The sequence below is a fragment of the Klenkia sp. AC732 genome, from assembly GCF_979256525.1.
This window is the reverse complement of sequence record NZ_CEEDOS010000021.1, coordinates 59,954-83,555: the sequence shown is the minus strand read 5'-3', so window position 1 is coordinate 83,555 and position 23,602 is coordinate 59,954. Positions and strand designations below refer to the sequence as shown.

General features: G+C 72.1%; 20 protein-coding genes and 1 tRNA gene. 19 read left to right on the top strand and 2 right to left on the bottom strand.

The features are described 5' to 3' along the window. Positions 1-373 precede the first annotated feature (373 nt). From AC0IVP_RS12135 to rplA, 5 genes are all read left to right on the top strand, one after another. Positions 374-446: transfer RNA gene (locus AC0IVP_RS12135), tRNA-Trp, on the top strand. Positions 447-576: 130 nt separating this feature from the next. Next, positions 577-1,293 (top strand): preprotein translocase subunit SecE, encoded by a 717-nt coding sequence (gene secE, locus AC0IVP_RS12130; protein ID WP_471756780.1) that lies wholly within the window; start codon positions 577-579, stop codon positions 1,291-1,293. 55 nt (positions 1,294-1,348) lie between these two features. After that, positions 1,349-2,275: a transcription termination/antitermination protein NusG gene (nusG, locus tag AC0IVP_RS12125; protein ID WP_471756778.1), complete on the top strand. Its 927-nt coding sequence runs from the start codon at positions 1,349-1,351 to the stop codon at positions 2,273-2,275. A gap of 112 nt (positions 2,276-2,387) precedes the next feature. Continuing rightward, positions 2,388-2,816 (top strand): 50S ribosomal protein L11, encoded by a 429-nt coding sequence (gene rplK, locus AC0IVP_RS12120; RefSeq protein ID WP_056289273.1) that lies wholly within the window; start codon positions 2,388-2,390, stop codon positions 2,814-2,816. Between the two features lie 205 nt (positions 2,817-3,021). Beyond that, complete coding sequence (gene rplA, locus AC0IVP_RS12115) at positions 3,022-3,741, top strand: 50S ribosomal protein L1 (protein WP_056289269.1); 720 nt, start codon at positions 3,022-3,024, stop codon at positions 3,739-3,741. A gap of 108 nt (positions 3,742-3,849) precedes the next feature. On the opposite strand, the gene AC0IVP_RS12110 is transcribed toward rplA, so the two are convergent. Continuing rightward, positions 3,850-4,674 carry a DUF1295 domain-containing protein gene (locus tag AC0IVP_RS12110; protein ID WP_471756776.1) on the bottom strand — a complete coding sequence of 275 codons (825 nt, stop codon included), beginning with the start codon at positions 4,672-4,674 and terminating at the stop codon, positions 3,850-3,852. Between the two features lie 160 nt (positions 4,675-4,834). After that, positions 4,835-6,163 carry a class I SAM-dependent methyltransferase gene (locus AC0IVP_RS12105; protein WP_471756774.1) on the bottom strand — a complete coding sequence of 443 codons (1,329 nt, stop codon included), beginning with the start codon at positions 6,161-6,163 and terminating at the stop codon, positions 4,835-4,837. A 345-nt stretch (positions 6,164-6,508) separates the two neighbouring features. Here AC0IVP_RS12105 and rplJ point away from each other — a divergent pair, with 345 nt between their 5' ends. The 14 genes from rplJ to rpoB all read left to right on the top strand — a co-directional run bounded on the left by rplJ (position 6,509) and on the right by rpoB (position 23,531). Beyond that, a complete protein-coding gene (gene rplJ, locus AC0IVP_RS12100; RefSeq protein ID WP_056289261.1) occupies positions 6,509-7,135 on the top strand; it encodes a 50S ribosomal protein L10 in 627 nt (208 codons plus the stop codon). A 15-nt stretch (positions 7,136-7,150) separates the two neighbouring features. Then, positions 7,151-7,534 carry a 50S ribosomal protein L7/L12 gene (gene rplL / locus AC0IVP_RS12095; RefSeq protein WP_056289260.1) on the top strand — a complete coding sequence of 128 codons (384 nt, stop codon included), beginning with the start codon at positions 7,151-7,153 and terminating at the stop codon, positions 7,532-7,534. 291 nt (positions 7,535-7,825) lie between these two features. Further along, complete coding sequence (locus tag AC0IVP_RS12090) at positions 7,826-8,938, top strand: ABC transporter ATP-binding protein (RefSeq protein WP_082556473.1); 1,113 nt, start codon at positions 7,826-7,828, stop codon at positions 8,936-8,938. Continuing rightward, positions 8,935-9,753, top strand: a complete 819-nt coding sequence (locus tag AC0IVP_RS12085) for an MlaE family ABC transporter permease (RefSeq protein WP_471756772.1) — start codon at positions 8,935-8,937, stop codon at positions 9,751-9,753. The genes AC0IVP_RS12090 and AC0IVP_RS12085 overlap by 4 nt, the downstream gene beginning before the upstream one ends. A gap of 2 nt (positions 9,754-9,755) precedes the next feature. After that, positions 9,756-10,625: an MlaE family ABC transporter permease gene (locus tag AC0IVP_RS12080; RefSeq protein ID WP_471756770.1), complete on the top strand. Its 870-nt coding sequence runs from the start codon at positions 9,756-9,758 to the stop codon at positions 10,623-10,625. Beyond that, entirely contained in the window at positions 10,622-12,055 is a 1,434-nt protein-coding gene (locus AC0IVP_RS12075) for an MCE family protein (RefSeq protein WP_082556471.1), read from the top strand. The genes AC0IVP_RS12080 and AC0IVP_RS12075 overlap by 4 nt, the downstream gene beginning before the upstream one ends. Then, positions 12,052-13,089, top strand: a complete 1,038-nt coding sequence (locus AC0IVP_RS12070) for an MCE family protein (protein WP_056289251.1) — start codon at positions 12,052-12,054, stop codon at positions 13,087-13,089. Before AC0IVP_RS12075 ends, AC0IVP_RS12070 begins: the two co-directional genes overlap by 4 nt. Further along, positions 13,089-14,114: an MCE family protein gene (locus tag AC0IVP_RS12065; protein ID WP_471756768.1), complete on the top strand. Its 1,026-nt coding sequence runs from the start codon at positions 13,089-13,091 to the stop codon at positions 14,112-14,114. The genes AC0IVP_RS12070 and AC0IVP_RS12065 overlap by 1 nt, the downstream gene beginning before the upstream one ends. Continuing rightward, entirely contained in the window at positions 14,111-15,349 is a 1,239-nt protein-coding gene (locus AC0IVP_RS12060; RefSeq protein ID WP_056289248.1) for an MCE family protein, read from the top strand. The genes AC0IVP_RS12065 and AC0IVP_RS12060 overlap by 4 nt, the downstream gene beginning before the upstream one ends. Next, entirely contained in the window at positions 15,346-16,629 is a 1,284-nt protein-coding gene (locus tag AC0IVP_RS12055) for an MCE family protein (RefSeq protein ID WP_471756766.1), read from the top strand. The genes AC0IVP_RS12060 and AC0IVP_RS12055 overlap by 4 nt, the downstream gene beginning before the upstream one ends. Beyond that, positions 16,626-17,900, top strand: coding sequence for an MCE family protein (locus tag AC0IVP_RS12050; RefSeq protein ID WP_056289243.1), 1,275 nt, complete (start codon positions 16,626-16,628; stop codon positions 17,898-17,900). The genes AC0IVP_RS12055 and AC0IVP_RS12050 overlap by 4 nt, the downstream gene beginning before the upstream one ends. A 107-nt stretch (positions 17,901-18,007) precedes the next feature. Next, positions 18,008-18,607, top strand: coding sequence for a hypothetical protein (locus AC0IVP_RS12045; RefSeq protein WP_056289240.1), 600 nt, complete (start codon positions 18,008-18,010; stop codon positions 18,605-18,607). 500 nt (positions 18,608-19,107) lie between these two features. Beyond that, entirely contained in the window at positions 19,108-19,617 is a 510-nt protein-coding gene (locus tag AC0IVP_RS12040) for a hypothetical protein (RefSeq protein WP_157518913.1), read from the top strand. A gap of 416 nt (positions 19,618-20,033) precedes the next feature. Then, positions 20,034-23,531 (top strand): DNA-directed RNA polymerase subunit beta, encoded by a 3,498-nt coding sequence (gene rpoB, locus AC0IVP_RS12035; protein WP_235564390.1) that lies wholly within the window; start codon positions 20,034-20,036, stop codon positions 23,529-23,531. The last annotated feature ends 71 nt before the right edge of the window (positions 23,532-23,602 follow it).

Below are 23,602 nucleotides of genomic sequence, written 5' to 3'. Positions count from 1 at the left end.
GCGGGAGCGGGCTCCGACGCGGCGGGCCCCGGGGACGACAGGGCGGTCATGGGCACCATCGTGTCAGCCCGGTCACGGTGCGGTCACGACCCGGTCGTCAGCGGGGCCGCCGGCGGCCCGGGGGCGGCCCGGGGGCGGCCTGGGCGTGGACCGGGTGGCGGCACGGTCCCCGACCTGGGCGGAGACCCTCCCGGGGGGTCCGGGGACGGTGTGTCGGCAACCGGTGTCCCGGGTCCCGTACACTTCTCGTCCTGGGGCTCGCGACCCCGCCACCGGCGTGCCCCGGGGCCACCTCATCGAGCAGTCCGAGGGTGCCCTGGACCGCCCCGGCGGCGAGGCGGGGGTCCCGGTGTCCGACCCCGGTCGGGCACCTAGGGGTGTAGCTCAATTGGCAGAGCAGCGGTCTCCAAAACCGCAGGCTGCAGGTTCAAGTCCTGTCACCCCTGCTCGTGCCGCCGGCCAGCCGGCGGCCTGCACGACCCGCCCCGCGCGGCGCAGGACCACGGTCGGGTCGACCGGACCGTCAGGGCCGGGAACAGACCCGGCCACCGACCACCGACGACGAGGCGAGGCGCAGTGAGCGACGAGGAGCCGGGCACCGAGGACGGCCGTGCACGCCGGGCCTCCGGCGGTGCCGCCGACGACGCCACCGCCACGGGCAGCTCCGCCTCCGGCGCCACGGGCAGCTCCGCCCCCGGCGCCGGGGACAGCACCCCCGCCGACGCCACGCCGGCCGCCGCGGACGGCGAGCTGACCGACGAGCAGATCGACGCCGCGACCCCCGGGGTCGACGACGCCGCCGAGCTCGAGGCGGCCGAGGACGAGATCGCCGCCGAGGCCGCGCAGGACGAGGACAAGGTCGTGGCCACCCCGGCCCGGCGTCGTCGTGGCGCGATCACCGCCGACGACGCCGACGACGAGGACACCGACGACGCCACCGGGGCCGCTCCCCGGGTCCGGCGCCGTGACCGGCCCGGTGGCCGTCCGGCCAGCGAGGCTCGCACCACGCGGCCCGCCGGCGGGAAGAACACCGGCTCGAAGGCCGCTGACGGTGAGGGCACCCGCTCGCGGGCGGCCGCGGAGAAGGCCCGGGCCGAGGAGCTGCGGGACAAGCGCTCCATCGGCCGGTTCCTGCGCGAGGTCGTCGCCGAGCTCCGCAAGGTCATCTGGCCCGGGCGCAAGGAGCTCATCACCTACACCACCGTGGTGATCGTCTTCGTGGCCTTCATGGTCGCGCTCGTGGCCGGCCTGGACATCCTCTTCGCCCAGGGCGTGCTCGCCGTCTTCGGCTGAGCCACCACCACCGACGCTCGACGCACCACCGACGCACAGGAAAGAGACCCTCCCCGTGACCGACCCCCGCGAGACCGACGAGGCCCTCGAGGCCACCGACGCGACGCTCGACGAGCAGGCCGACGCCGCCGCCGTCGAGGACGCCACCGGTGCCGTCGACGCCGAGACCGGCGTGCGTGAGACGGGCGCTGCCGAGGGCTCCGTCGACACCGGCGACCTGACCGCCGACAACCCGATGGCCGACGCGGTCGCCGGCGGCAGCGGCAACGCCCGTGGTGCCGTGGACGACGCGCTCGTCGGGGCCGACACCGAGCCGGCACCGGACCACGACCCGCTCACCGAGGAGGTCCTCGAGACCGCCGAGGAGGAGGACGAGGACCCCGCCGAGGCGATGCGCAAGGCGCTGACCCGGGCGTTCGGTGACTGGTACGTCATCCACTCCTACGCCGGCTACGAGAACAAGGTGAAGACCAACCTCGAGTCCCGGATCACCAGCCTGGACATGGAGGACTACATCTTCCAGATCGAGGTGCCGACCGAAGAGGTCACCGAGATCAAGAACGGCAAGCGGGTGCAGGTCAACCGCAAGGTGCTGCCCGGCTACCTGCTGGTCCGGATGGACCTCACCGACGACTCGTGGGGCGCGGTCCGCAACACCCCCGGCGTCACCGGCTTCGTCGGCGCCACCTCCCGGCCCAGCCCGCTGAGCATCGACGAGGTCGTCAAGCTCCTGGTCCCCGCGACCACCCACAAGCAGGCCGCCTCCCCCGAGACGCCGTCGACGCCTGGTGGCTCGGCCACCACGCCCCTCGTCGACTTCGAGGTCGGGGAGTCGGTCACGGTCATGGACGGGCCGTTCGCGACCCTGCCCGCGACCATCAACGAGATCAACGCCGAGCAGCAGAAGCTGCAGGTGCTGGTCTCGATCTTCGGCCGCGAGACCCCGGTCGAGCTGTCCTTCAGCCAGGTCCAGAAGTTGTAGCTGAAGGACCTCGGAGCCCCCCAGCCCACGCTCCGCGCGGGCTGGGCCCCTGCTCCGAAGCCGTTCCATCCCAGACCATGCAGTTCCGGTCGCCAGACAGAAGAAGGAAGTCATGCCCCCCAGGAAGCGGTTGACCGCGGTCATCAAGCTCCAGATCAAGGCCGGCGCGGCCACCCCCGCACCGCCCGTCGGTCCGGCGCTCGGCCAGCACGGCGTCAACATCATGGAGTTCTGCAAGGCGTACAACGCCGAGACCGAGTCTCAGCGTGGCGACGTCGTCCCCGTCGAGATCTCCGTCTTCGAGGACCGCTCGTTCACCTTCATCACCAAGACCCCGCCGGCCGCGCGCATGCTGCTCAAGGCCGCCGGTGTCGAGAAGGGCTCGGGCGAGCCGCACAAGACCAAGGTCGCCACGGTCACCCGTGACCAGGTCCGCGAGATCGCGCAGACCAAGATGGCCGACCTGAACGCCAACGACCTCGACGAGGCCGAGAAGATCATCGCCGGCACCGCCCGGTCGATGGGCATCACCGTCGCGTGACGTCGGGCCGCCCGGCCGGCGGCCCCGCGACACCGCACGGAGCGACACCGCACGGAGCGACACGGCACGGGCACCACCTCACGGGCCCGACTGCACGACCGGCACCACCCCCGCACCTGCACCAGAGCTCTTGTGGGAGGGCCCAGCCAGGCCCGCACACCACGCAGTCGCGCCCCGGGCGCGACCCGAACGAGGGGATCCTCGAATGGCCAAGCACGGAAAGGGCTACCGCAAGGCAGCCGAGCTCGTCGACGGCGACCACCTGTACAGCCCGCTGCAGGCTGCAGGTCTGGCCAAGCAGACGTCGACCACGTCCTACGACGCCACCGTCGAGGTCGCCATGCGCCTGGGCGTCGACCCGCGCAAGGCAGACCAGATGGTCCGCGGCACGGTCAACCTGCCCCACGGCACCGGTAAGACCGCCCGCGTCATCGTCTTCGCGACCGGTGACAAGGCCGCCGAGGCCGAGGCCGCCGGCGCCGACGTCGTGGGCTCGGACGACCTGATCGAGCGCATCCAGGGCGGTTTCCTGGACTTCGACGCCGCGATCGCCACCCCGGACCAGATGGCCAAGGTCGGTCGCATCGCCCGCATCCTCGGCCCCCGTGGCCTGATGCCGAACCCGAAGACGGGCACCGTGACCCCCGACGTCACCAAGGCCGTCAACGACATCAAGGGCGGGAAGATCAACTTCCGCGTCGACAAGCAGTCCAACCTGCACCTGGTGATCGGCAAGGTCTCCTTCGACGAGGCCAAGCTGGTGGAGAACTACGCCGCCGCCCTGGACGAGGTGCTCCGCGCCAAGCCGTCGGCCGCCAAGGGCCGTTACGTCCGCAAGGTCACCGTCTCCACGACGATGGGCCCGGGCATCCAGGTCGACCCGAACCGCACGCGCAACCTGCTGGTGGACGAGCCCACCCAGTAGTCGACGGACCCCCTCGCCCCCCTGGTCACGCTCCGCGCGACCAGGGGCCCTGCGAGGGGGCCGACAGGAAGGGCCCCGCAGCTGACGCTGCGGGGCCCTTCCTGCGTCTCAGTGCTTCTTCGGGGGGAGTGGGAAGAACCCACTGGTGCGCTCCACGTACTCGGCGAAGCCGCGGCGGGAGCTCTTCATCCGCTTGTCGGTCATGGCCGCGCCGGAGCCCTTCACCAGGTTGAGGGTCATGAGCACCGGGCAGAGGACGAAGACCAGCCCGGACCAGTGCCCGGCGGTGAGCAGCCACAGGCCCCACATGACCGCGGCGTCCCCGAAGTAGTTGGGGTGACGGGTGTACTTCCACAGCCCACGGTCGTTCACCTCGCCCGCGTTGGCGGGGTCGGCCTTGAAGCGCTCGAGCTGCCAGTCACCGACCGTCTCGAAGGTGAACCCGACCGACCAGACGACGACCCCCAGCAGCGCGACCACCAGCGGCCAGCCCGACGTCGCCGGGCCCTCCTGGTAGGCGGCGACCTGCAGCGGCTGGGAGACCACGAAGAGCACCGCGACCTGGCTCAGGTAGACCCGGCGGTAGATGTGCGCCGCCGGCGAGCCCTTCGCCCGGGCCAGGATGTCCAGGTAGCGCGGGTCCTCCTTCGACCCGTTGCGCCGGCCGATGTGCACCGCCAGTCGCACGCCCCACGCCGTCGTCAGCGCCAGGGCCAGCAGCTGCCGGCCGGCGTCGCCGTGGTCACCGGCCTGCGCGACCAGCAGCCCCACCAGGGACACGACGACGAAGCCCAGCCCCCAGACGACGTCGATCACCGAGTGCCGGCCCAGCCGCAGTGCCAGCAGCCAGGTGCCGGTGAACACCGCCAGCAGCACGCCCAGCGTGATCAGCGCGTTGACGCCCAACGCGCCCCAGTCGACCCCGACGTCCATCCGTGTGTGCTCCTCGTCCTCGGGCCGTGGCTGACCCGTCCCTCCAGCATGTCCTGCCGGGTGTGCGTGCACGCGTCACCGCCGGCCGGACACCCCGGAGGGGGTGGCCGACCGGCGGTCGCGGTCGATCAGGTGGTGCGGGTCGTCGCGGGTGGGGCGGTCAGCCCGGGGTGACGTCCCAGCCGCGACGGGTGGCGGGCATCCCGCTGCGCCCGTCGGGGCGGGGCTTGACGAAGAGCAGCTGGTCCACCCCCATCCGGTTCTCGGCGAAGGTGAGCCCACCGCCGGCCAGGTAGAGCCGCCAGATCCGGGCACCGGCGACGCCGATGATGGCGACGACCTCGTCCCAGCGGTCCTCCAGGCGCTGCGCCCAGGCACGCACGGTCCAGTCGTAGTGCTCGCGGATGCTCTCCACGTCGCGCAGCTCCAGACCGGGCCGGGCCAGCATCTCCGCCGTCCCCCAGGTGGGCCGCATGTGCATGTCGGGGGCCACGTAGCGCTCGATGAACGCGCCGCCGCCGGGGGTGCTGGGGTGGCTCATGGCCTGCACCAGCACCCGGCCGCCGGGCTTGACCAGCCGGTGCAGCGTCTCGGCGTAGACCGGGTACTGCTCCTGGCCGACGTGCTCGCTCATCTCGATCGAGCTGATCGCGTCGTAGGGCCCCTCGGCGGGCATCGGCACGTCGCGGTAGTCCTGCAGCCGCACGGTGACCCGGTCGGCCAGCCCGCGCTCGGCGACGAGCTTCTCGATGTGGTCGCGCTGCTGGGCGGAGATGGTGACGCCCGTGGCGTGCACGCCGTGGTGCTGAGCGGCGTAGAGCAGCATCGAGCCCCACCCGCAGCCCACGTCCAGCAGCCGCATCCCCGGCTGCAGACCCAGCTTGCGGCAGACCAGCTCGAGCTTGTCCCGCTGCGCGTCGGTCACGGTGTAGCTGCCGTCGGCGGCGCCGGGGTCGGTGGCCGGGTCCTCGCGGAAGTAGGCGCACGAGTAGGCCATGTGCTCGTCCAGCAGTGCCTGGTAGACGTCGTTGCTCTGGTCGTAGTGGTAGCTGATCGCGTCGCTGTCCCGGTCGGTCGAGTGCTTCTCACCCGACAGCACCGCCTCCTCCGGAGGGGCGGGCGGACGCGGGCCCACGATGCCCAGCCGCAGCGCCGTCCGGCCCCAGCGGAGCTGGTCGCGCAGCGTGGGCAGCGCCGGCGGGCGCTCGCGGACCAGCGACCACACCCGGGACAGCCCCTCGGCCAGGTCGCCCTCGACGTCGATCTCGCCGGCCACGTAGGCGCGGGCCAGACCCAGCTCGTTGGGGTCCCACAGCAGCCGGCGCAGCGCGGTGCGGCTGCGGAGCACGACCACGGGGGCGTCGAGCGGGCCGGCCTCGCTGCCGTCCCAGGCGCGGATGCGGACCGGGACGCGGCCGCCGAAGACCTCGCCGACCAGGGCGGCGAGCCGCCCGGCGACGGACCGGTCGGGGGAGGTGGTGCTGGACATGCGTCGGTGCTCCTGTCGTGCGGGGGACTGGCCGAGATCCTCCCGGGTTCGCGGCGGGCGGTCCCGGCGGATGGGCCCGGCCGCTGCCCGTGTCGCCGATGGCGTACTCTTGCCGGAGTTCCCCCCAGACCGCTGGTCGTCGCACGTGCGCGTGTGATCGAAGGTCCCGGATCCCCGGGCGACCCGCGCAGGTGGACGGTCCGGTCGACAGGCGTCCTACGCCTGCTCTCTCGCCCCGTGCGCCCTGCGCCGGGGCGTCTGTCGTCTCTGACGAGGTCCAGGCCCTCTCGATCGTCCGCGCCCCGTGCCTCCTCCGGTGGTCGCCCCGACTGAGAGAGGAGGCCCATGCCCACGCAGGCCAAAGCCGAGGCGATCGCTGAGATCACCACTCGGTTCCAGGACTCGAGTGCGGCGGTGCTCACCGAGTACCGCGGGCTGACCGTGGCGCAGCTGACCCAGCTGCGTCGTTCCCTCGGTGCGGGCAGCAGCTACGCCGTCGTCAAGAACACCCTGACGAAGCGGGCCGCGGACCAGGTCGGTCACTCCGACCTGGCGCCGCTGCTCAACGGCCCGACCGCCATCGCGTTCATCTCCGGTGACCCGGTGGAGGCCGCCAAGGCCATCCGCGACTTCGCCAAGGCCAACCCGGCCCTGGTCGTCAAGGGCGGCGTCGTCGAGGGGCGCACGGTCGATGCCGCCGAGGTCACCCGCCTCGCCGACGTCGAGTCCCGTGAGGTCCTGCTGGCCAAGCTGGCCGGCGCGATGAAGGGCAACCTGACCAAGGCCGCCGGCCTGTTCCAGGCCCCGCTGTCGCAGGTCGCCCGCCTGGCCGCCGCACTGCAGGAGAAGAAGGAGGCGGCCGGGGAGACCCTGCCCGCCGCCGACGCTCCCGCCGCGGACGAGACCGCTGCTGCACCCACCACCCCCGACACCACCGACGCTGACGCCGCGCCTGCGGCCAGCGACGACTGACCAGAAGGAGACACCATGGCCAAGCTGTCCACCACGGAGCTGCTCGACGCTTTCAAGGAGATGACGCTCCTGGAGCTGTCGGACTTCGTGAAGGAGTTCGAGACCACCTTCGACGTCACCGCCGCCGCCCCCGTGGCCGCCGCTGCCCCGGCCGCCGCCGGTGCCGCTGCTGAGGCCCCGGCCGAGCAGGACGAGTTCGACGTCATCCTCGAGGCTGCCGGCGACAAGAAGATCCAGGTCATCAAGGAGGTGCGCGGTCTCACCTCCCTGGGCCTCAAGGAGGCCAAGGACCTGGTCGACGGCGCGCCGAAGCCGGTGCTGGAGAAGGTCGCCAAGGACGCTGCCGAGAAGGCCAAGGCCGCTCTCGAGGGCGCCGGCGCCACCGTCACCGTCAAGTGACACCCCGCCCGGCGCTCGCCGGGCACGTCACCCACGGGTGACACCTGCACCACCGCACGACCCGCAGGGGCCGTCCTCCACCTGGAGGACGGCCCCTCTGGCGTCTCCGGGACGGCGCGCGTCGGTGAGACGGGGGCCACGCGTTAGGCGTGACCCACGTAACCACTAACCTCCTGCGTCGTTGCTCCTCAGTAGGACGCGCGTCACCGCCCAGGTGGCCGCGCGCTGCCGGGGCCCCGCACTGGAGCGGGGGTGACGTGGACCGGTGTGGGTCGGTGGAGGAGGTCGGTCGTGGGTGTCGCCGTGCACGTGGAGGGGCTCACCAAGTCCTTCGGCAGCCAGAACATCTGGTCCGACGTCACGCTGACGCTCCCGCCCGGGGAGATCTCGGTGATGCTCGGCCCCTCAGGCACCGGCAAGTCGGTCTTCCTGAAGTCGCTGGTGGGTCTGCTCAAGCCCGAGCGCGGCTCGATCGTCATGAGCGACACCGACATCGTCACCTGCTCCGAGCGGCAGCTCTACGACGTGCGGCGGCTGTTCGGGGTGCTGTTCCAGGACGGCGCGCTCTTCGGGTCGATGAACCTCTACGACAACGTCGCGTTCCCGCTGCGGGAGCACACGAAGAAGAGCGAGTCCGAGGTGCGCGCGATCGTGCGCGAGAAGATGGACATGGTCGGCCTGTCCGGCACCGAGGGGAAGCTGCCCGGGGAGATCTCCGGCGGCATGCGCAAGCGCGCCGGCATCGCCCGCGCCCTGGTCCTGGACCCCGAGGTCATCCTCTTCGACGAGCCGGACTCCGGCCTGGACCCGGTCCGCGTCGCCTACCTCAACCAGCTGATCGTCGACCTGAACGCCCAGATCGACGCCACCTTCCTGATCGTCACCCACGACATCGGCACCGCCCGGACCGTGCCGGACAACCTGGGCCTGCTCTTCCGCCGGCACCTGGCCATGTTCGGCCCGCGCGAGCAGCTGCTCACCAGCCAGGAGCCCGTCGTCCGCCAGTTCCTCAACGGCCGCCGCGAGGGGCCGATCGGGATGAGCGAGGAGAAGGACGTCGCCCAGGTGGAGGCCGAGATGGCCGCCCTGGAGGCGCGCGGGGGCGACCAGCACAACGGCGTCGGACCCAAGGGCGCCTCGGGCGGCGAGGCCGTGCCCCCGCAGCTGGAACCCTCCCCGGGCCTGCCCGAGCGCAAGGCCGTCCGCCGCCGGCAGGAGCGGGTGGCCCGGATGCTGCACACCTACGACCCGACCACCGCCGACGCCATCCGGGCCAGCCTGCCCGCCGACCTGCTCGCGCTGGCCGACTCCGGCAGCTACCGGCCCACGACGGTCGGCAGCCGCGAGTGGCGCACCGAGGACGGCGCCGACCTCGTCGTGCCCGACCCGCGGGGCCGTCCGTGAGCGCACCCGGCGAGAAGCCGACGGCGCCGGGTCTGCTGGACGGGAGGCTGTCGCCGCTGCGCCCGCTCAAGGCCAGCGGCAACCTGTTCGCCTTCGCCCTGGACGTCGTCCGGGCGGTGTTCCGGCGGCCCTTCCAGCTGCGTGAGTTCATCCAGCAGACCTGGTTCGTGGCCTCGGTGACGATCCTGCCGACCGCGCTGGTGGCCATCCCCTTCGGCGCGGTCATCGCCCTGCAGCTGGGGTCGCTGACCCGCCAGCTGGGCGCCCAGTCCTTCACCGGGTCGGCCTCGGTGCTCGCCGTGCTGCGCGAGGCCAGCCCGATCGTCACCGCGCTGCTCATCGCCGGGGCCGGCGGCTCGGCGATCTGCGCCGACCTGGGTGCCCGCAAGATCCGCGACGAGATCGACGCCATGGAGGTGCTGGGCATCTCGCCGATCCAGCGACTGGTGGTGCCGCGCGTGCTGGCCTCGATGCTGGTCGCGGTGCTGCTCAACGGCCTGGTCTCGGTCGTCGGCGTCGTCGGCGGGTACTTCTTCAACGTCATCCTGCAGGGCGGGACGCCGGGGGCCTACCTGGCCTCCTTCAGCGCTCTGGCGCAGGTCGCGGACTTCTGGTCCGGGGAGATCAAGGCCCTGGTCTTCGGCCTGATAGCCGGGATCGTCGCCTCCTACAAGGGGCTGCGCGCCGGTGGTGGCCCCAAGGGCGTGGGGGACGCGGTGAACCAGGCCGTGGTCATCACGTTCCTGCTGCTGTTCGCGGTGAACTTCGTGATCACCGCGATCTACTTCCAGCTCGTGCCGCCGAAGGGCCAGTGACCGTGGCCCTCCTCTCACCCGTCGACCGGGTCAAGGTCCGCACCCGCCGGATCGTGGCGACCGTCTACCGCCGTCCGCTCACGGTGCTCGACGACCTCGGGGACCAGCTCGGGTTCTACGGGCGCGCGCTGGCCTGGACCCCGCGCACGCTCAAGCGCTACAAGCGGGAGACGCTCCGGCTGCTGGCGGAGGTCAGTTTCGGCACCGGCGCGCTGGCCGTCATCGGCGGCACCGTCGGCGTCATCGCGTTCCTGTCCTTCTTCACCGGCACCGAGGTCGGCCTGCAGGGCTACGCGGCGCTGGACCAGCTGGGCACCTCGGCGTTCACCGGGTTCCTCTCGGCCTACTTCAACACCCGGGAGATCGCGCCGCTGGTCGCCGGGCTCGCCCTGTCGGCCACCGTCGGCTGCGGCTTCACCGCCCAGATCGGTGCCATGCGGATCAACGAGGAGATCGACGCCCTGGAGGTCATGGGCGTGCCCTCGCTGCCGTTCCTGGTGACCACCCGCATCGTCGCCGGCTTCGTCGCCGTCATCCCGCTCTACGTGATCGGGCTGCTGACCAGCTACTTCGCCACCCGCACCATCACCACGACGGTCTACGGCCAGTCGGCGGGCACCTACGACCACTACTTCAACCTCTTCCTGCCCCCGCAGGACGTGCTGTGGTCCTTCCTCAAGGTGCTCGTCTTCAGCGTCGTGATCATCCTGAGCCACTGCTACTACGGCTACCGGGCCGGCGGCGGGCCCGCCGGCGTCGGCCTGGCCGTCGGTCGTGCCGTGCGCTTCTCGATCGTGGCCGTGATGGTCATCGACCTGTTCCTGTCCCTGGCCATCTGGGGCTCCACGACGACGGTGAGGATCGCAGGATGAGCCGGGGCAGGGGAGCCGTGGTCCGTCAGCGGCTGCAGGGGCTGGCGTTCCTGGTGGTCATCGCGCTGCTGCTGGGCCTGGCGGTCGCCACGTACCAGAAGGCGTTCAGCGACGCCGTCGAGGTGCGGCTGGAGACCGACAGCATCGGCAACCAGCTGGCCACCGCCAGCGACGTGAAGATCCGCGGCGTCATCGTCGGGGAGGTGCGCGCCGTCGAGGCCCAGGAGGGTGGCGCCGTCGTCACGCTGGCGATCGAGCCCGAGGCGCTGGCCCAGATCCCCAGCAACGTCGACGCCCGGCTGTTGCCCAAGACGCTGTTCGGCGAGCGGTTCGTCGCCCTCGTGCCCCCGGCCGACCCCACCCCGCAGCGGCTGGCCGCCGGCGACGTCATCGGCCAGGACCGGACCGAGAACGCCATCGAGCTCGAGCGGGTCATCGACGGCCTGCTCCCGCTGCTGCAGGCCGTCGACCCCGCCGACCTGTCCGCGACCCTGGGCGCGGTGGCCGACGCGCTGCGCGGGCGCGGCGACGTGCTCGGGGAGAACCTGGCCGACACCGGCGCCTACGTGGAGCAGGTCAACACCGTCCTGCCCGAGCTGCAGGCCGACATCTCGCTGCTGGCCGACGTCGCCGACACCTACGACGCCGCCGCCCCCGACGTGCTGGCGGTGCTGGAGGACCTCTCGGTGACCGCCACCACGGTCACCGACCAGGCCGAGCAGCTGCGCCGCACCTTCACCGTGGTCGGCAGCTCGGCGCAGACCGCCGCCTCCTTCCTGACCCAGAACGAGGACGCCCTGATCTCCCTCGCCGCCGGGTCCCGGCCGGTGCTCGGCCTGTTCGCCGAGTACTCCCCGGAGTACCCCTGCCTGCTGAACGGGCTGTCCCGCTTCAACCCGCTGATCACCGAGGCCTTCGGCGGCGACGGCGACCCCGCGCTGAACCTGAACCTCACCGTCACGCTGCCCCCGCGCAACCCCTACGCCCCCGGCGACCAGCCCGCCTACGACGACGTGTCCGGGCCCGACTGCCGGGGCCTGGACGACATCGACGGCGTGATCGCGGCCGCGGCCCAGGGCGAGTACTACTGCCCGGTGCCCCCGCTGGACGGCGTGGACTCCACCGACAACCCGGTCAGCGGCAACCCGGTCTGCCTGGGCGGCACGGGCCCGACCGACCTGCCCTCGGAGGACACCCGCGTGGGCCGCGACGGCACGGGGGCCGGCACCGACCTGTCCCTGGCCTCGGCGTTCCCGCCCGGGCTCACCGACGGCGGGGCGAGCGGCAGCCTGGCCGGCAGCAGTGCCGAGCTGGACTTCGTGCGCAACCTGCTGGGCTACCAGACGGGGGTCGCCCCGGCCGAGGTGTCCGACCTCGCCGCGTCGTCCATGGCGCCGCTGCTGCGCGGCACGCAGGTGATGGTCCGATGAGGGGCCTGACCGCGCCGATCGTCAAGCTCGTCGTCTTCGCGATGGTGACGATCCTGGCCAGCTACGTGCTGATCGCGACCATCACGAACGCCGGCTACGGCGAGCAGACCACCTACCGGGCGCAGTTCAGCGACGTCGCCGGTCTGGTCGAGGGCGACGAGGTCCGGATCGCCGGGGTGCGCGTCGGCCAGGTCACCAGCATCGGCCTGAGCGAGGACCGGGAGCGACCGGTCGCCGAGATCGGCCTGGAGGTCTCCACCGACGTCCCGCTCCCGGCCGGGGTGCAGGCCACCATCCGTTACCGCAACCTGGTCGGCCAGCGCTACGTCGCGCTGACCGAGGGCGACGGGTCCTCCGGTCGCACGCTGGCCGCCGACGACGTCATCCCGCTGGCCCAGACCACCCCTGCGCTGGACCTGACCACGCTGTTCGGCGGGTTCCAGCCGCTGTTCCAGGCGCTGAGCCCCGACGACGTCAACCGGCTGTCCTACGAGCTGATCCAGGTCTTCCAGGGCGAGGGCGGGACGATCTCCAGCCTGCTGACCCACGTGGCCTCGCTGACCAACAGCTTGGCCGACGAGGACGCCGTCATCGGCAGCGTGATCGACAACCTGACGACCGTCGTGGGCAGCGTCGCCGCGCGGGACCAGCAGCTGTCGGACCTGGTGGTCTCCCTGCAGCAGTTCGTGTCCGGGCTGACCGCGGACCGCGACGCCGTCTTCGACTCCCTGCAGACCATCGACGGGCTGGCGGTGACCACGTCGCAGTTCTTGGCCGACGCCCGGGCACCCCTGGCCGCCGACATCACCGCCCTGGGCGACCTGGCCACCAACCTGGCCGACACCGGTGACGTCGTGGAGGACTTCCTGCAGCTCGCCCCGACCAAGATCGACCTCATCACGCGGACGGCGGTCAACGGCAGCTGGTTCAACTTCTACCTGTGCTCGGCGTCCGGGCTGGTGTCCCTGCCCGTCGTCGGGGACACCCAGCTGCCGCCCGGCGGGGCGGCCAACGGATCGGCGGGGTGCAGCTGATGGCGCGGGAGTCCAGGCCCTTCCGGGACCGCAACCCGGTCACGATCGGGGCGGTGAGCCTGTCGGTGATCGTGCTCTTCGTCCTCCTGGCGTTCAACGCGCAGTCGCTCCCCCTGATCGGCGGGGGCACGGTCTACACCGCGCAGTTCAGCGAGTCCGCCGGGCTGCGCGTGGACGACCCGGTGCGGGTGGCCGGGGTGAAGGTCGGACAGGTGGAGAGCCTGCAGCTGGAGGACGGCGCGGTCACCGTCGCCTTCCGCGTCCGGGACGCCTTCGTGGGCGACCGCAGCGAGGCCGCCATCGCGATCGAGACGGTGCTGGGGGCGAAGTTCCTGGCGCTCGTGCCGCGCGGGGAGACCGAGCTGGACCCCGACGAGCGGATCCCGCTGGAGCGCACCGCCTCGCCCTACGACGTGGTACAGGCCTTCAGCGGGCTGGCCCAGACCATCGACGACGTCGACACCGCGCAGCTCGCGCAGTCCTTCGAGGTGCTCAGCGAGACCTTCGCCGACACCCCCGACGAGGTGCAGGCCTCGCTGACCGGGCTGTCCCGGCTGTCGGAGACGATCGCCTCCCGCGACGCCCAACTGCAGACGCTGCTGTCGGCGACGCGGGACGTGACCCAGGTGCTCGCCGACCGCAACGGCGAGTTCACCCAGCTCATCCTGGACTCCAACACCCTGCTCACCGAGGTCCAGGAGCGCCGCGCGCTGATCGACTCGGTCCTGACCAACACCCAGACGCTGGCCACCCAGCTCGCCGGCCTGGTGCAGGACAACCAGGCCACGCTGGCCCCCGCGCTGGCCCAGCTGTCCACGGTGACCGACATCCTCGAGCGCAACCGGCAGGACCTGGGGGACACCGTGGCGAACCTGGCGCCCTTCGTCACCGTCTTCACCAACACGCTGGGCAACGGCCGGTGGTTCGACAGCTTCGTGGACAACCTGGTCCCCGGCGTCGTCGGTGGGGTGCTGTGCGGCACGGTCGCCGGCAACACCGGCGGGCTGCTGGGGTGCGCCCCGTGACCGGCCGCCTGCAGCGCCTGGTCGCGGCCGCCGCGGCGCTCCTGCTCGTGGGCACGCTGGGCTGGATCGTGCTGCGCCCGGCCGGTCAGATGCGGGTCACCGCCTGGTTCGGCCAGACCGTCGGCCTCTACGAGGGGTCCGACGTGCGGGTGCTGGGCATCGACGTCGGGGAGATCACCGACGTCACGCCGATGGGCGACCGGGTGCGGGTCGAGATGCTCGTCGACGAGGACTACCAGGTCCCCGCCGACGCCGCCGCCGTCATCCTCGCGCCCTCCCTGGTCGCCGACCGGTACGTGCAGTTCGCCCCGGTGTACTCCGGCGGCCCGGTGATGACCGACGGCGCCGAGGTGCCCATCGAGCGCACCGCCACCCCGGTCGAGCTGGACCAGGTCTACGGCGCCCTCGACGACCTGTCGGTCGCGCTGGGCCCCACCGGGGCGAACGAGGACGGGGCCCTGGCGGACCTGGTGAGCACCGGCGCGGCCAACCTGGAGGGCAACGGCCAGGCCCTCAACGACACCCTCACCGGGTTCTCCCAGGCCGTGGAGACGCTGTCGGACAACCGGCAGGACCTGTTCGGGTCCGTGGACTCCCTGCAGACCTTCACCAGCGCGCTGGCCACCATCGACAGCCAGGTCGGGCAGTTCAACACCAACCTGGCCGCCGTCGCCGAGCAGCTGGCCGGCGAGCGGGAGGACCTGGCGGCTGCCATCGCCCTGCTGTCGTCCTCGCTGGGCCAGGTCGCGGCCTTCGTGCAGCAGAACACCACCCTGCTGACGACGAACGTCGACCGGCTCGCCGCCGTCACCCTCACCCTGGTGCAGCAGCGCCAGGCCCTGGCCCAGGTCCTCGACGTCGCCCCCGCGGCGATCGGCAACCTCGCGCACGCCTACAACCCCGACTACGGCACGCTGGACACCCGGGACAACTCCCTGGGCAGCCAGAACGCCGACGTCGTGGTCTGCCAGCTCCTGGGCCAGACCGGTCGGCTGCAGCTGGCCGGGCTGGACCTGGGCGACCTGCCCGGACTGCTGGGCCTGCCGCCGATCGACCAGGTCTGCGCCCGCCTGCTCTCCGGGGACCCGGGCGGTGACGGCGCGGTCGACGACCTCAACGCCAACGGCGTGCCCGACCTGCAGGAGCTGCTCACCGCGGTCTTCTCGCCCTCCGCCGGGCTGGCCGGGATCACCACCCTGCCCGGCCTGCCCACCATCCCGGGAGCCGGCCAGTGAGCCACCTGCCCCGTCGCGCCGCCGCGGTGCTGGCCGTCGCCGCCCTGGTGTCGGGCTGCGGCTTCCGAGGCGCCTACTCCCTGGACCTGCCCGGCGGTGCCGACACCGGCGACGACCCGTACTCGGTGCAGATCCAGTTCGCCGACGTGCTGGACCTGGTGCCGCAGTCCGCGGTCCGGGTCGCCGACGTGCCGGTCGGCAAGGTGACCGACGTCGAACTGGGTGAGGACTGGACCGCGCTGGTCACCGTGGAGGTCGACCGGGACGTCGAGCTGCCGGCCAACGCCGTGGCGATGATCGGCCAGTCCTCGCTGCTGGGGGAGAAGTACGTCGAACTGGCCTCGCCCGGCGGTGAGCCCGCCGCCGGCGTGCTGGACGACGGCGCCACGATCACCCTGGACCGGACCAACCGGAACATCGAGGTCGAGGAGGTCCTCGGCGCGCTGAGCCTGGTGCTCAACGGCGGTGGGCTCACCCAGCTGCAGACCATCACCAGCGAGCTCGGTCAGGCCCTCGAGGGCCGCGAGGACGCCGTCCGCAACACCCTGGACCAGCTCGACGTCTTCATCGGTGGACTGGACGACCAGAAGGCCGAGATCAGCCGGGCCCTGGACAGCGTCGACGCCCTGGCCGCCACCCTGGCGGTCGGCACCGGCACGCTGGAGACGGCCCTGGACACCATCGGCCCGGGCCTGGACGTCCTGGAGGACCAGCGCGGCCTGCTCGTGGGCATGCTGCAGTCCCTGGCCCAGCTCGGTGACGTCGGCACCCGCGTGGTCAACCAGGCCGGCGCCGACACGGTCGCGGACCTCCAGCTGCTGCAGCCGATCCTCACCCAGCTCGCTGCCGCCGGCCCCGACCTGGCCGGCTCCCTGGACCTGCTGCTCACCTTCCCGTTCCCGGCGTCCTCGCTGAGCTCGCTGCAGTACCGCCCCGACCAGCGCACCGGTGGGTACGGCCTGTTCACCAACATGACCGCGGACCTGAACCTGGACCTGCAGGAGCTCTTCTGCCGGTACGTGGTGGACCAGACCACCGGGGCGCTGACCCTGCTCTCGCGCGACGTCGTCGGCGACACCTGCGGGCTGGCCGGCAGCCCGGGCGGGGGAGCGGGCCCGTCCGCGACGGCGGCACCGGCCGACCCCGGCGTCCAGGCCTTCAGCGTGCCCACGCTGCCCGGCGACCTGACCGCGATCCTGCCCGACCCGACCGCCGGCACCGGCAGCACGCTGCTGGGCCTGCCGGCCATCCCGGGCCTGACGAGCGGAGCCACCCCGTGATCACCCGGACCACCCGCATCCAGCTGCTGGCCTTCGCCTTGGTGGCCCTGCTGGGGATGAGCTTCGTCGGCTTCCGCTACGTGGGACTGGACCGGCTGGTCTTCGGGGGCGGCTACCAGGTCGCCGCCCAGTTCACCGACTCCGGCGGCATCTTCGTCAACGCCGAGGTCACCTACCGCGGCGTCGGCGTGGGCCGGGTCAGCGACATGACCCTGACCGACGAGGGCGTCGAGGTGGAGCTGGAGATCGACCCGGACGCCCCGGAGATCCCGGCCGACACCCTCGCCGCCGTCGCCAACCGCAGCGCCGTCGGCGAGCAGTACGTCGACCTGCGCCCGCCGGACGGCGACGGTCCCTTCCTGGCCGACGGCTCCGTCATCCCGGTGCAGAACACCTCCATCCCGATCCCGGTCGAGCAGCTGCTGCTCGACGTCGACGGGCTCGTGGGGTCCATCGACCTGGAGGACCTGCGGATCCTCGTCGACGAGCTGGGCACCGCCTTCGCCGGCGCCGGGGACGACCTGAGCCGGCTCATCGACAACGGCAACCTGCTGCTGACCCGCGCCGAGGAGTCCCTGCCGCAGACGCTGCAGCTGATCACCGACGGGCAGACCGTGCTGCAGACCCAGGTCGACTCCCGCTCGGCCATCCAGAGCTGGGCCGCGGACCTGCGCCTGCTCTCGGACACCCTGGTCAGCAGTGACGGCGACCTGCGGGCGCTGCTGGTCAACGCCCCCGACGCCGGTGCCGCGCTGCAGCAGCTGGTCACCGACGCCGGCCCCGGGCTGGGCTCGCTGATCCGCAACGTCGACGTCCTCAACGACGTCACGGCCCCCCGCCTGGACGGCGTCGAGCAGCTGCTGGTCACCTACCCCGAGGTCGTCACCGGCGCCTTCAGCACCGTCCGGCGGGACCCCGACGGCCAGATGCGGGCGCACTTCGGCTTCGTCCTCAACGCCAACGACCCGCAGGCCTGCATCAGCGGCTACAGCTCCACGGGCAACGCGCCCAGCCCCGCGGCCGTCGCGGCCCTGGACACCTCGGCCGTCGGCTGCGACGTCGTGGCCGGCGTGGACCCCGACCCCTCCGACGGCATCGACGAGAGCGGCTCCAACATCCGCGGTGAGCAGAACATCGGCGGGGACGGCGGCACCGCCTCGGCCGGCCCGCAGGGCGGGACAGCCGCCGGCGGCGGGACGCTGTCCACCGTGCTGCAGGACGTGCTGGGCGGCCTGCTGCGGGCCTCCCCGTTCTCCACCGTCACCGGCTGACCCGCCCGGCCGGGTACCGCGGCGCCCCCGACGCGGGCGCTAGCGTGATCGCCGCCACGGGCCCGCCCGAGCCCACCCCACGACCGACCGCACGAGAGGAGCGCCCCGTGGCCGACCACACCCGAGCCGACGAGCGCGGAGCCGACGCGGAGGAACGTGTCGACGTCCCCGACGCGGGCACCGACACCGAGCCCGAGGACGGGTCCGACGCGGCCGGGCACCGCCGGCGGGCCTCGTTGCCCCTCGTGCCGGTGCTCGCCGTCCTGCTGGTCCTGCTGCTGGCCGGGACCGGCTGGCTGCTGGCCACCCGGCCCGAGGGCTCCTCGGTGCGCACCGAGGACTACGTCGACGTCCTGCAGGCCGCCCGCGCCGGGATCGTCGACGTCGCCTCCTTCGACCACGTGACCCTCGACGACGACATCCAGCAGATCCGCTCGGTCACCACCGGGGACCTGCAGACCGAGTCCGTCGACCAGCTCGACAGCCGCCGGCAGGAGATCACCGCCGCCCAGGCCGTCGTCAACACCGAGGTCGTGGGTGCCGCCGTCGGGGCGGCCGGCACCGACAGCGCCACCGTCTACATGGTCATCCAGTCCACCCAGTCCAGCAGTGCCTCCGAGCAGACCCAGGTGCAGCGCTACCGCATCCAGGTCGACCTGACCAAGGACGGCGACCGCTGGTTGCTGTCCGGGATCACGGGACGGTGAGCGACGTGACCGGCACCCCCTCTGACGGCACCCCCTCTGACGGCACCCCCGCGGACGACACGCCCGTCGGCGGCACCCGGGCGGACCGCCCGCGACCCACCCCCCGGCCCAGGTCCGGCGCCGCCCGGCCGGCGCTGCGGCCCTCCCCGCGTCCCCGGGTGGCCGGCAGCCGCCGGGCCGACGAGGACGAGGCGGCTCCGGCCCCGGCCGCAGCCCCGGCCCCGGCCCCGCCGGCGGGAGCGGTCGAGGAGGCCACCGCACGTCGACGGCCCAGCCCGCGCGCGCGGTCGACCGCCGCCGCGACGCCGACGACCGCGGCCGCCGCCGCTACGGCCCGGGCTGCAGCCGCGGACGACGGGCCACGCCGGGCCAGGCGGACCACGCGGGGTGCGACGTCGGCCCGTGCGTCGTCGGCCCGTGCGTCGTCGTCACCGGCCGCGCCGTCCTCAGCGTCCTCGTCGGGACCGTCCTCGCGGGGCCGCGTCCCGGCGCTGGTGCTCGTGCTGGCCCTGCTGTGCGTGCTCACCGCAGCCGGCGGTGGCTGGCTGCTGTGGCAGCGCACCCACCCGGCCACCGTCGACGCCGAGGTGTTCACCGCCGCCCGCGAGGGCGTGCAGGACGTCTACGCCTACGACTACCAGGACTCCGAGGGCAGCGTGCAGCGCAAGCTGGACGCCCTCACCGGGGACCTGCGCGACCAGTACGAAGCCGATCTGTCCCAGGGCGGGATCATCGACACCTACGAGCAGGTCTCGGCGACCACCAGCTACGACGTGCTCGAGGTGGGCCTGCAGCAGGTGGCCGAGTCCCAGGACCAGGCGACCCTGGTCGTCTTCGGCCAGTACGTGGTGTCCTCGGTGAACTCCGGCACCCAGGCCGCCCCGGCCGGCTCCGAGTGCACCGTCACCGCCGACGGCGCACAGTCCTGCACCCAGACCGTGCGGGTCACGGTCACGCAGGTCGACGGCGACTGGAAGATCAGCGAGCTCACCCTGCTGACCACCAGCTGACGCCGGGGCGCCCGGGATGCGGTCGCGCCCGGCGTGGCGGTGCGGGGGAGGGCCCGTCGCTGGCATCATCACCGCGGACGCGTCCTCCGCGTCCCGACCGTGAGGCCCCGCCCGCGCCCCCCACTGGGGCGCCCGCCCGGGCCGGACCCGGGCCGGGCGCGGGGAGGGGTGGGGTCCGGTGACCCCGCATGGACATCGGGCCCCGGTAGGGGTAGGGTCACCTGTTGCGCTGCCCTCTGCCCGTCCACCCGCTGATCCGGGTCGCCCCGGGAGGCCGGGAACATCCCCGGCCCACCCCGCGCTGACCTGCTCGGACGGGTGGTCTGACGGGCGTCGGGGAGCAGCGCCGCCTACACCGCCGACGGACGACCCGCACCGACCGCCCGCACGTCGTGAGGTCCTTGAAAGGACGCATCTTGGCAGGCTCCAGCCCCACCAGCACGGACACCACCAGCACCGAGCAGATCATCCCGGACGACCCCCAGAACAGCGCGCACACCGCCGGCACGGCCGCGCAGAAGATCCCGGGCGCGCCCCTGCGCGTCTCCTTCGCCAAGATCCACGAGCCTCTCGAGGTCCCGGACCTGCTGGCGCTGCAGACCGCCTCCTTCGACTGGCTGGTCGGCAGCCAGGAGTGGAAGGCGACACTGTCCCCCGAGGACGCGGAGACCGCCGTCGGCGGCCTGGCCGACATCCTCGAGGAGATCTCCCCGATCGAGGACTTCAGCGGCTCGATGTCGCTGTCCTTCTCCAACCCGCGCTTCGAGGACGTCAAGGCCTCCCTCGAGGAGTGCAAGGACAAGGACATGACGTACGCGGCGCCGCTGTTCGTCACCGCCGAGTTCATGAACAACACCACCGGCGAGATCAAGAGCCAGACGGTGTTCATGGGCGACTTCCCGATCATGACCCGCAAGGGCACGTTCGTGATCAACGGCACCGAGCGCGTCGTCGTCTCCCAGCTGGTCCGCTCCCCGGGCGTCTACTTCGACAAGACCCTGGACAAGACCAGCGACAAGGACGTCTTCTCCGCCAAGGTCATCCCCAGCCGGGGTGCCTGGCTGGAGTTCGACGTCGACAAGCGCGACACCGTCGGCGTGCGCATCGACCGCAAGCGCCGTCAGCCGGTCTCCGTGCTGCTCAAGGCGCTGGGCTGGAGCGAGGACCGCATCCGCGAGCACTTCCAGTGGTCGCCCACGATGCTGGCCACCCTGGAGAAGGACCACATCGCCGGCCAGGACGAGGCGCTGCTGGACATCTACCGCAAGCTGCGTCCGGGCGAGCCGCCGACGCGTGAGTCGGCCCAGGCGCTGCTGGAGAACCTGTTCTTCAACCCCAAGCGCTACGACCTGGCCCGCGTCGGCCGGTACAAGGTCAACAAGAAGCTCGGCGTCGCCGTCCCGCAGCCGACGCAGACGCTGACCGAGGACGACATCGTCGCCACGATCGAGTACGTCGTGCGTCTGCACGCCGGCGAGCCCGACCACGGCGTCGACGACATCGACCACTTCGGCAACCGTCGCCTGCGCACGGTGGGTGAGCTGATCCAGAACCAGATCCGGGTCGGCCTGTCCCGCATGGAGCGCGTGGTCCGCGAGCGGATGACGACCCAGGACGTCGAGGCGATCACGCCGCAGACCCTGATCAACATCCGGCCCGTCGTCGCCTCCATCAAGGAGTTCTTCGGCACCAGCCAGCTCTCGCAGTTCATGGACCAGACCAACCCGCTCGCGGGCCTGACCCACAAGCGCCGCCTGTCGGCGCTGGGCCCGGGTGGTCTGTCCCGTGAGCGCGCCGGCATGGAGGTGCGCGACGTGCACCCCAGCCACTACGGCCGGATGTGCCCGATCGAGACCCCGGAAGGCCCGAACATCGGCCTGATCGGGTCGCTGTCCTCCTTCGGTCGGGTCAACGCCTTCGGGTTCATCGAGACCCCGTACCGCAAGGTCGAGGACGGCACCGTCACCGACCAGATCGACTACCTCACCGCGGACGAGGAGGACCGCTTCGTCGTCGCGCAGGCCAACAGCCCGCTGGACGCGAAGGGCCGCCTGGCCGAGGAGCGGGTCCTGGTCCGCACGAAGGGCGGTGAGGTCGACTACCTCGCCCCCGAGAACGTCGACTACATGGACGTCTCGCCGCGACAGATGACCTCGGTCGCCACCGCGATGATCCCGTTCCTGGAGCACGACGACGCCAACCGCGCCCTGATGGGCGCGAACATGCAGCGTCAGGCCGTCCCGCTGCTGCGCAGCGAGGCGCCGCTGGTCGGCACCGGCATGGAGCTGCGTGCCGCCGTCGACGCCGGCGACGTGGTCGTGGCGGAGAAGGCCGGTGTGGTCGAGGACTCCACCGCCGACTTCGTGACCGTCATGGCCGACGACGGGACCCGGCAGACCTACCGGCTGCTGAAGTTCCGCCGCTCGAACCAGGGCACCTCGATCAACCAGTCCCCGGTCGTCGAGGAGGGCCAGCGGGTCGAGGTCGGCCAGGTCATCGCCGACGGTCCGTGCACCGACCAGGGCGAGATGGCGCTGGGCAAGAACCTGCTCGTGGCCTTCATGCCGTGGGAGGGCCACAACTACGAGGACGCGATCATCCTGTCGCAGCGCCTCGTGCAGGACGACGTCCTGTCCTCGATCCACATCGAGGAGTTCGAGGTCGACGCCCGCGACACCAAGCTGGGCGCCGAGGAGATCACCCGGGACATCCCGAACGTCTCCGAGGAGGTCCTCGCCGACCTCGACGAGCGCGGCATCATCCGCATCGGTGCCGAGGTCGTCCCCGGCGACATCCTGGTCGGGAAGGTCACGCCCAAGGGCGAGACCGAGCTGACCCCCGAGGAGCGCCTGCTGCGCGCCATCTTCGGTGAGAAGGCCCGCGAGGTCCGCGACACCAGCCTCAAGGTCAAGCACGGTGAGTCCGGGAAGGTCATCGGCGTCCGCGTGTTCTCCCGCGAGGACGGCGACGAGCTCCCCGCCGGTGTGAACGAGCTCATCCGGGTCTACGTGGCCCAGATGCGCAAGATCTCCGACGGCGACAAGCTCGCCGGCCGGCACGGGAACAAGGGCGTCATCTCCAAGATCCTCCCCCAGGAGGACATGCCCTTCCTCGAGGACGGCACCCCGGTCGACATCGTGCTCAACCCGCTGGGCGTGCCCGGCCGGATGAACGTCGGTCAGGTCCTGGAGACCCACCTCGGGTGGGTGGCCAAGACGGGCTGGCAGGTCGAGGGCGACCCGGAGTGGGCCAAGAAGCTCCCCGCCGGCGCCCGCGGTGCCGCTCCCGGCACCCGGACCGCCACCCCCGTCTTCGACGGTGCGCGCGAGGAGGAGATCGTGGGCCTGCTGGGCTCCACGACCCTGACCCGTGACGGCGAGCGTCTGGTCAAGGAGACCGGCAAGGCCCGGCTGTTCGACGGTCGTTCCGGGGAGCCCTTCCCCGAGCCGATCTCGGTGGGCTACGTCTACATCCTGAAGCTCCTGCACCTGGTGGACGACAAGATCCACGCCCGCTCCACCGGCCCGTACTCGATGATCACGCAGCAGCCGCTGGGTGGTAAGGCGCAGTTCGGTGGTCAGCGCTTCGGTGAGATGGAGTGCTGGGCGATGCAGGCCTACGGCGCCGCGTACGCGCTGCAGGAGCTGCTGACGATCAAGTCCGACGACATCCTGGGCCGCGTGAAGGTCTACGAGGCCATCGTCAAGGGCGAGAACATCCCCGAGCCGGGCATCCCCGAGTCGTTCAAGGTGCTGCTCAAGGAGCTCCAGTCGCTGTGCCTGAACGTGGAGGTCCTCTCCTCCGACGGCAACGCGATCGAGCTGCGCGACACCGACGACGAGGTCTTCCGGGCCGCCGAGGAGCTGGGCATCGACCTCAGCCGTCGTGAGCCCTCCTCCGTCGAGGACGTCTGATCGACCGCCGGCCGGCCCCGTGACCCGGGGCCGGCCGGCCACCACCTCGTGACTCAAGAAACGAAGAACTA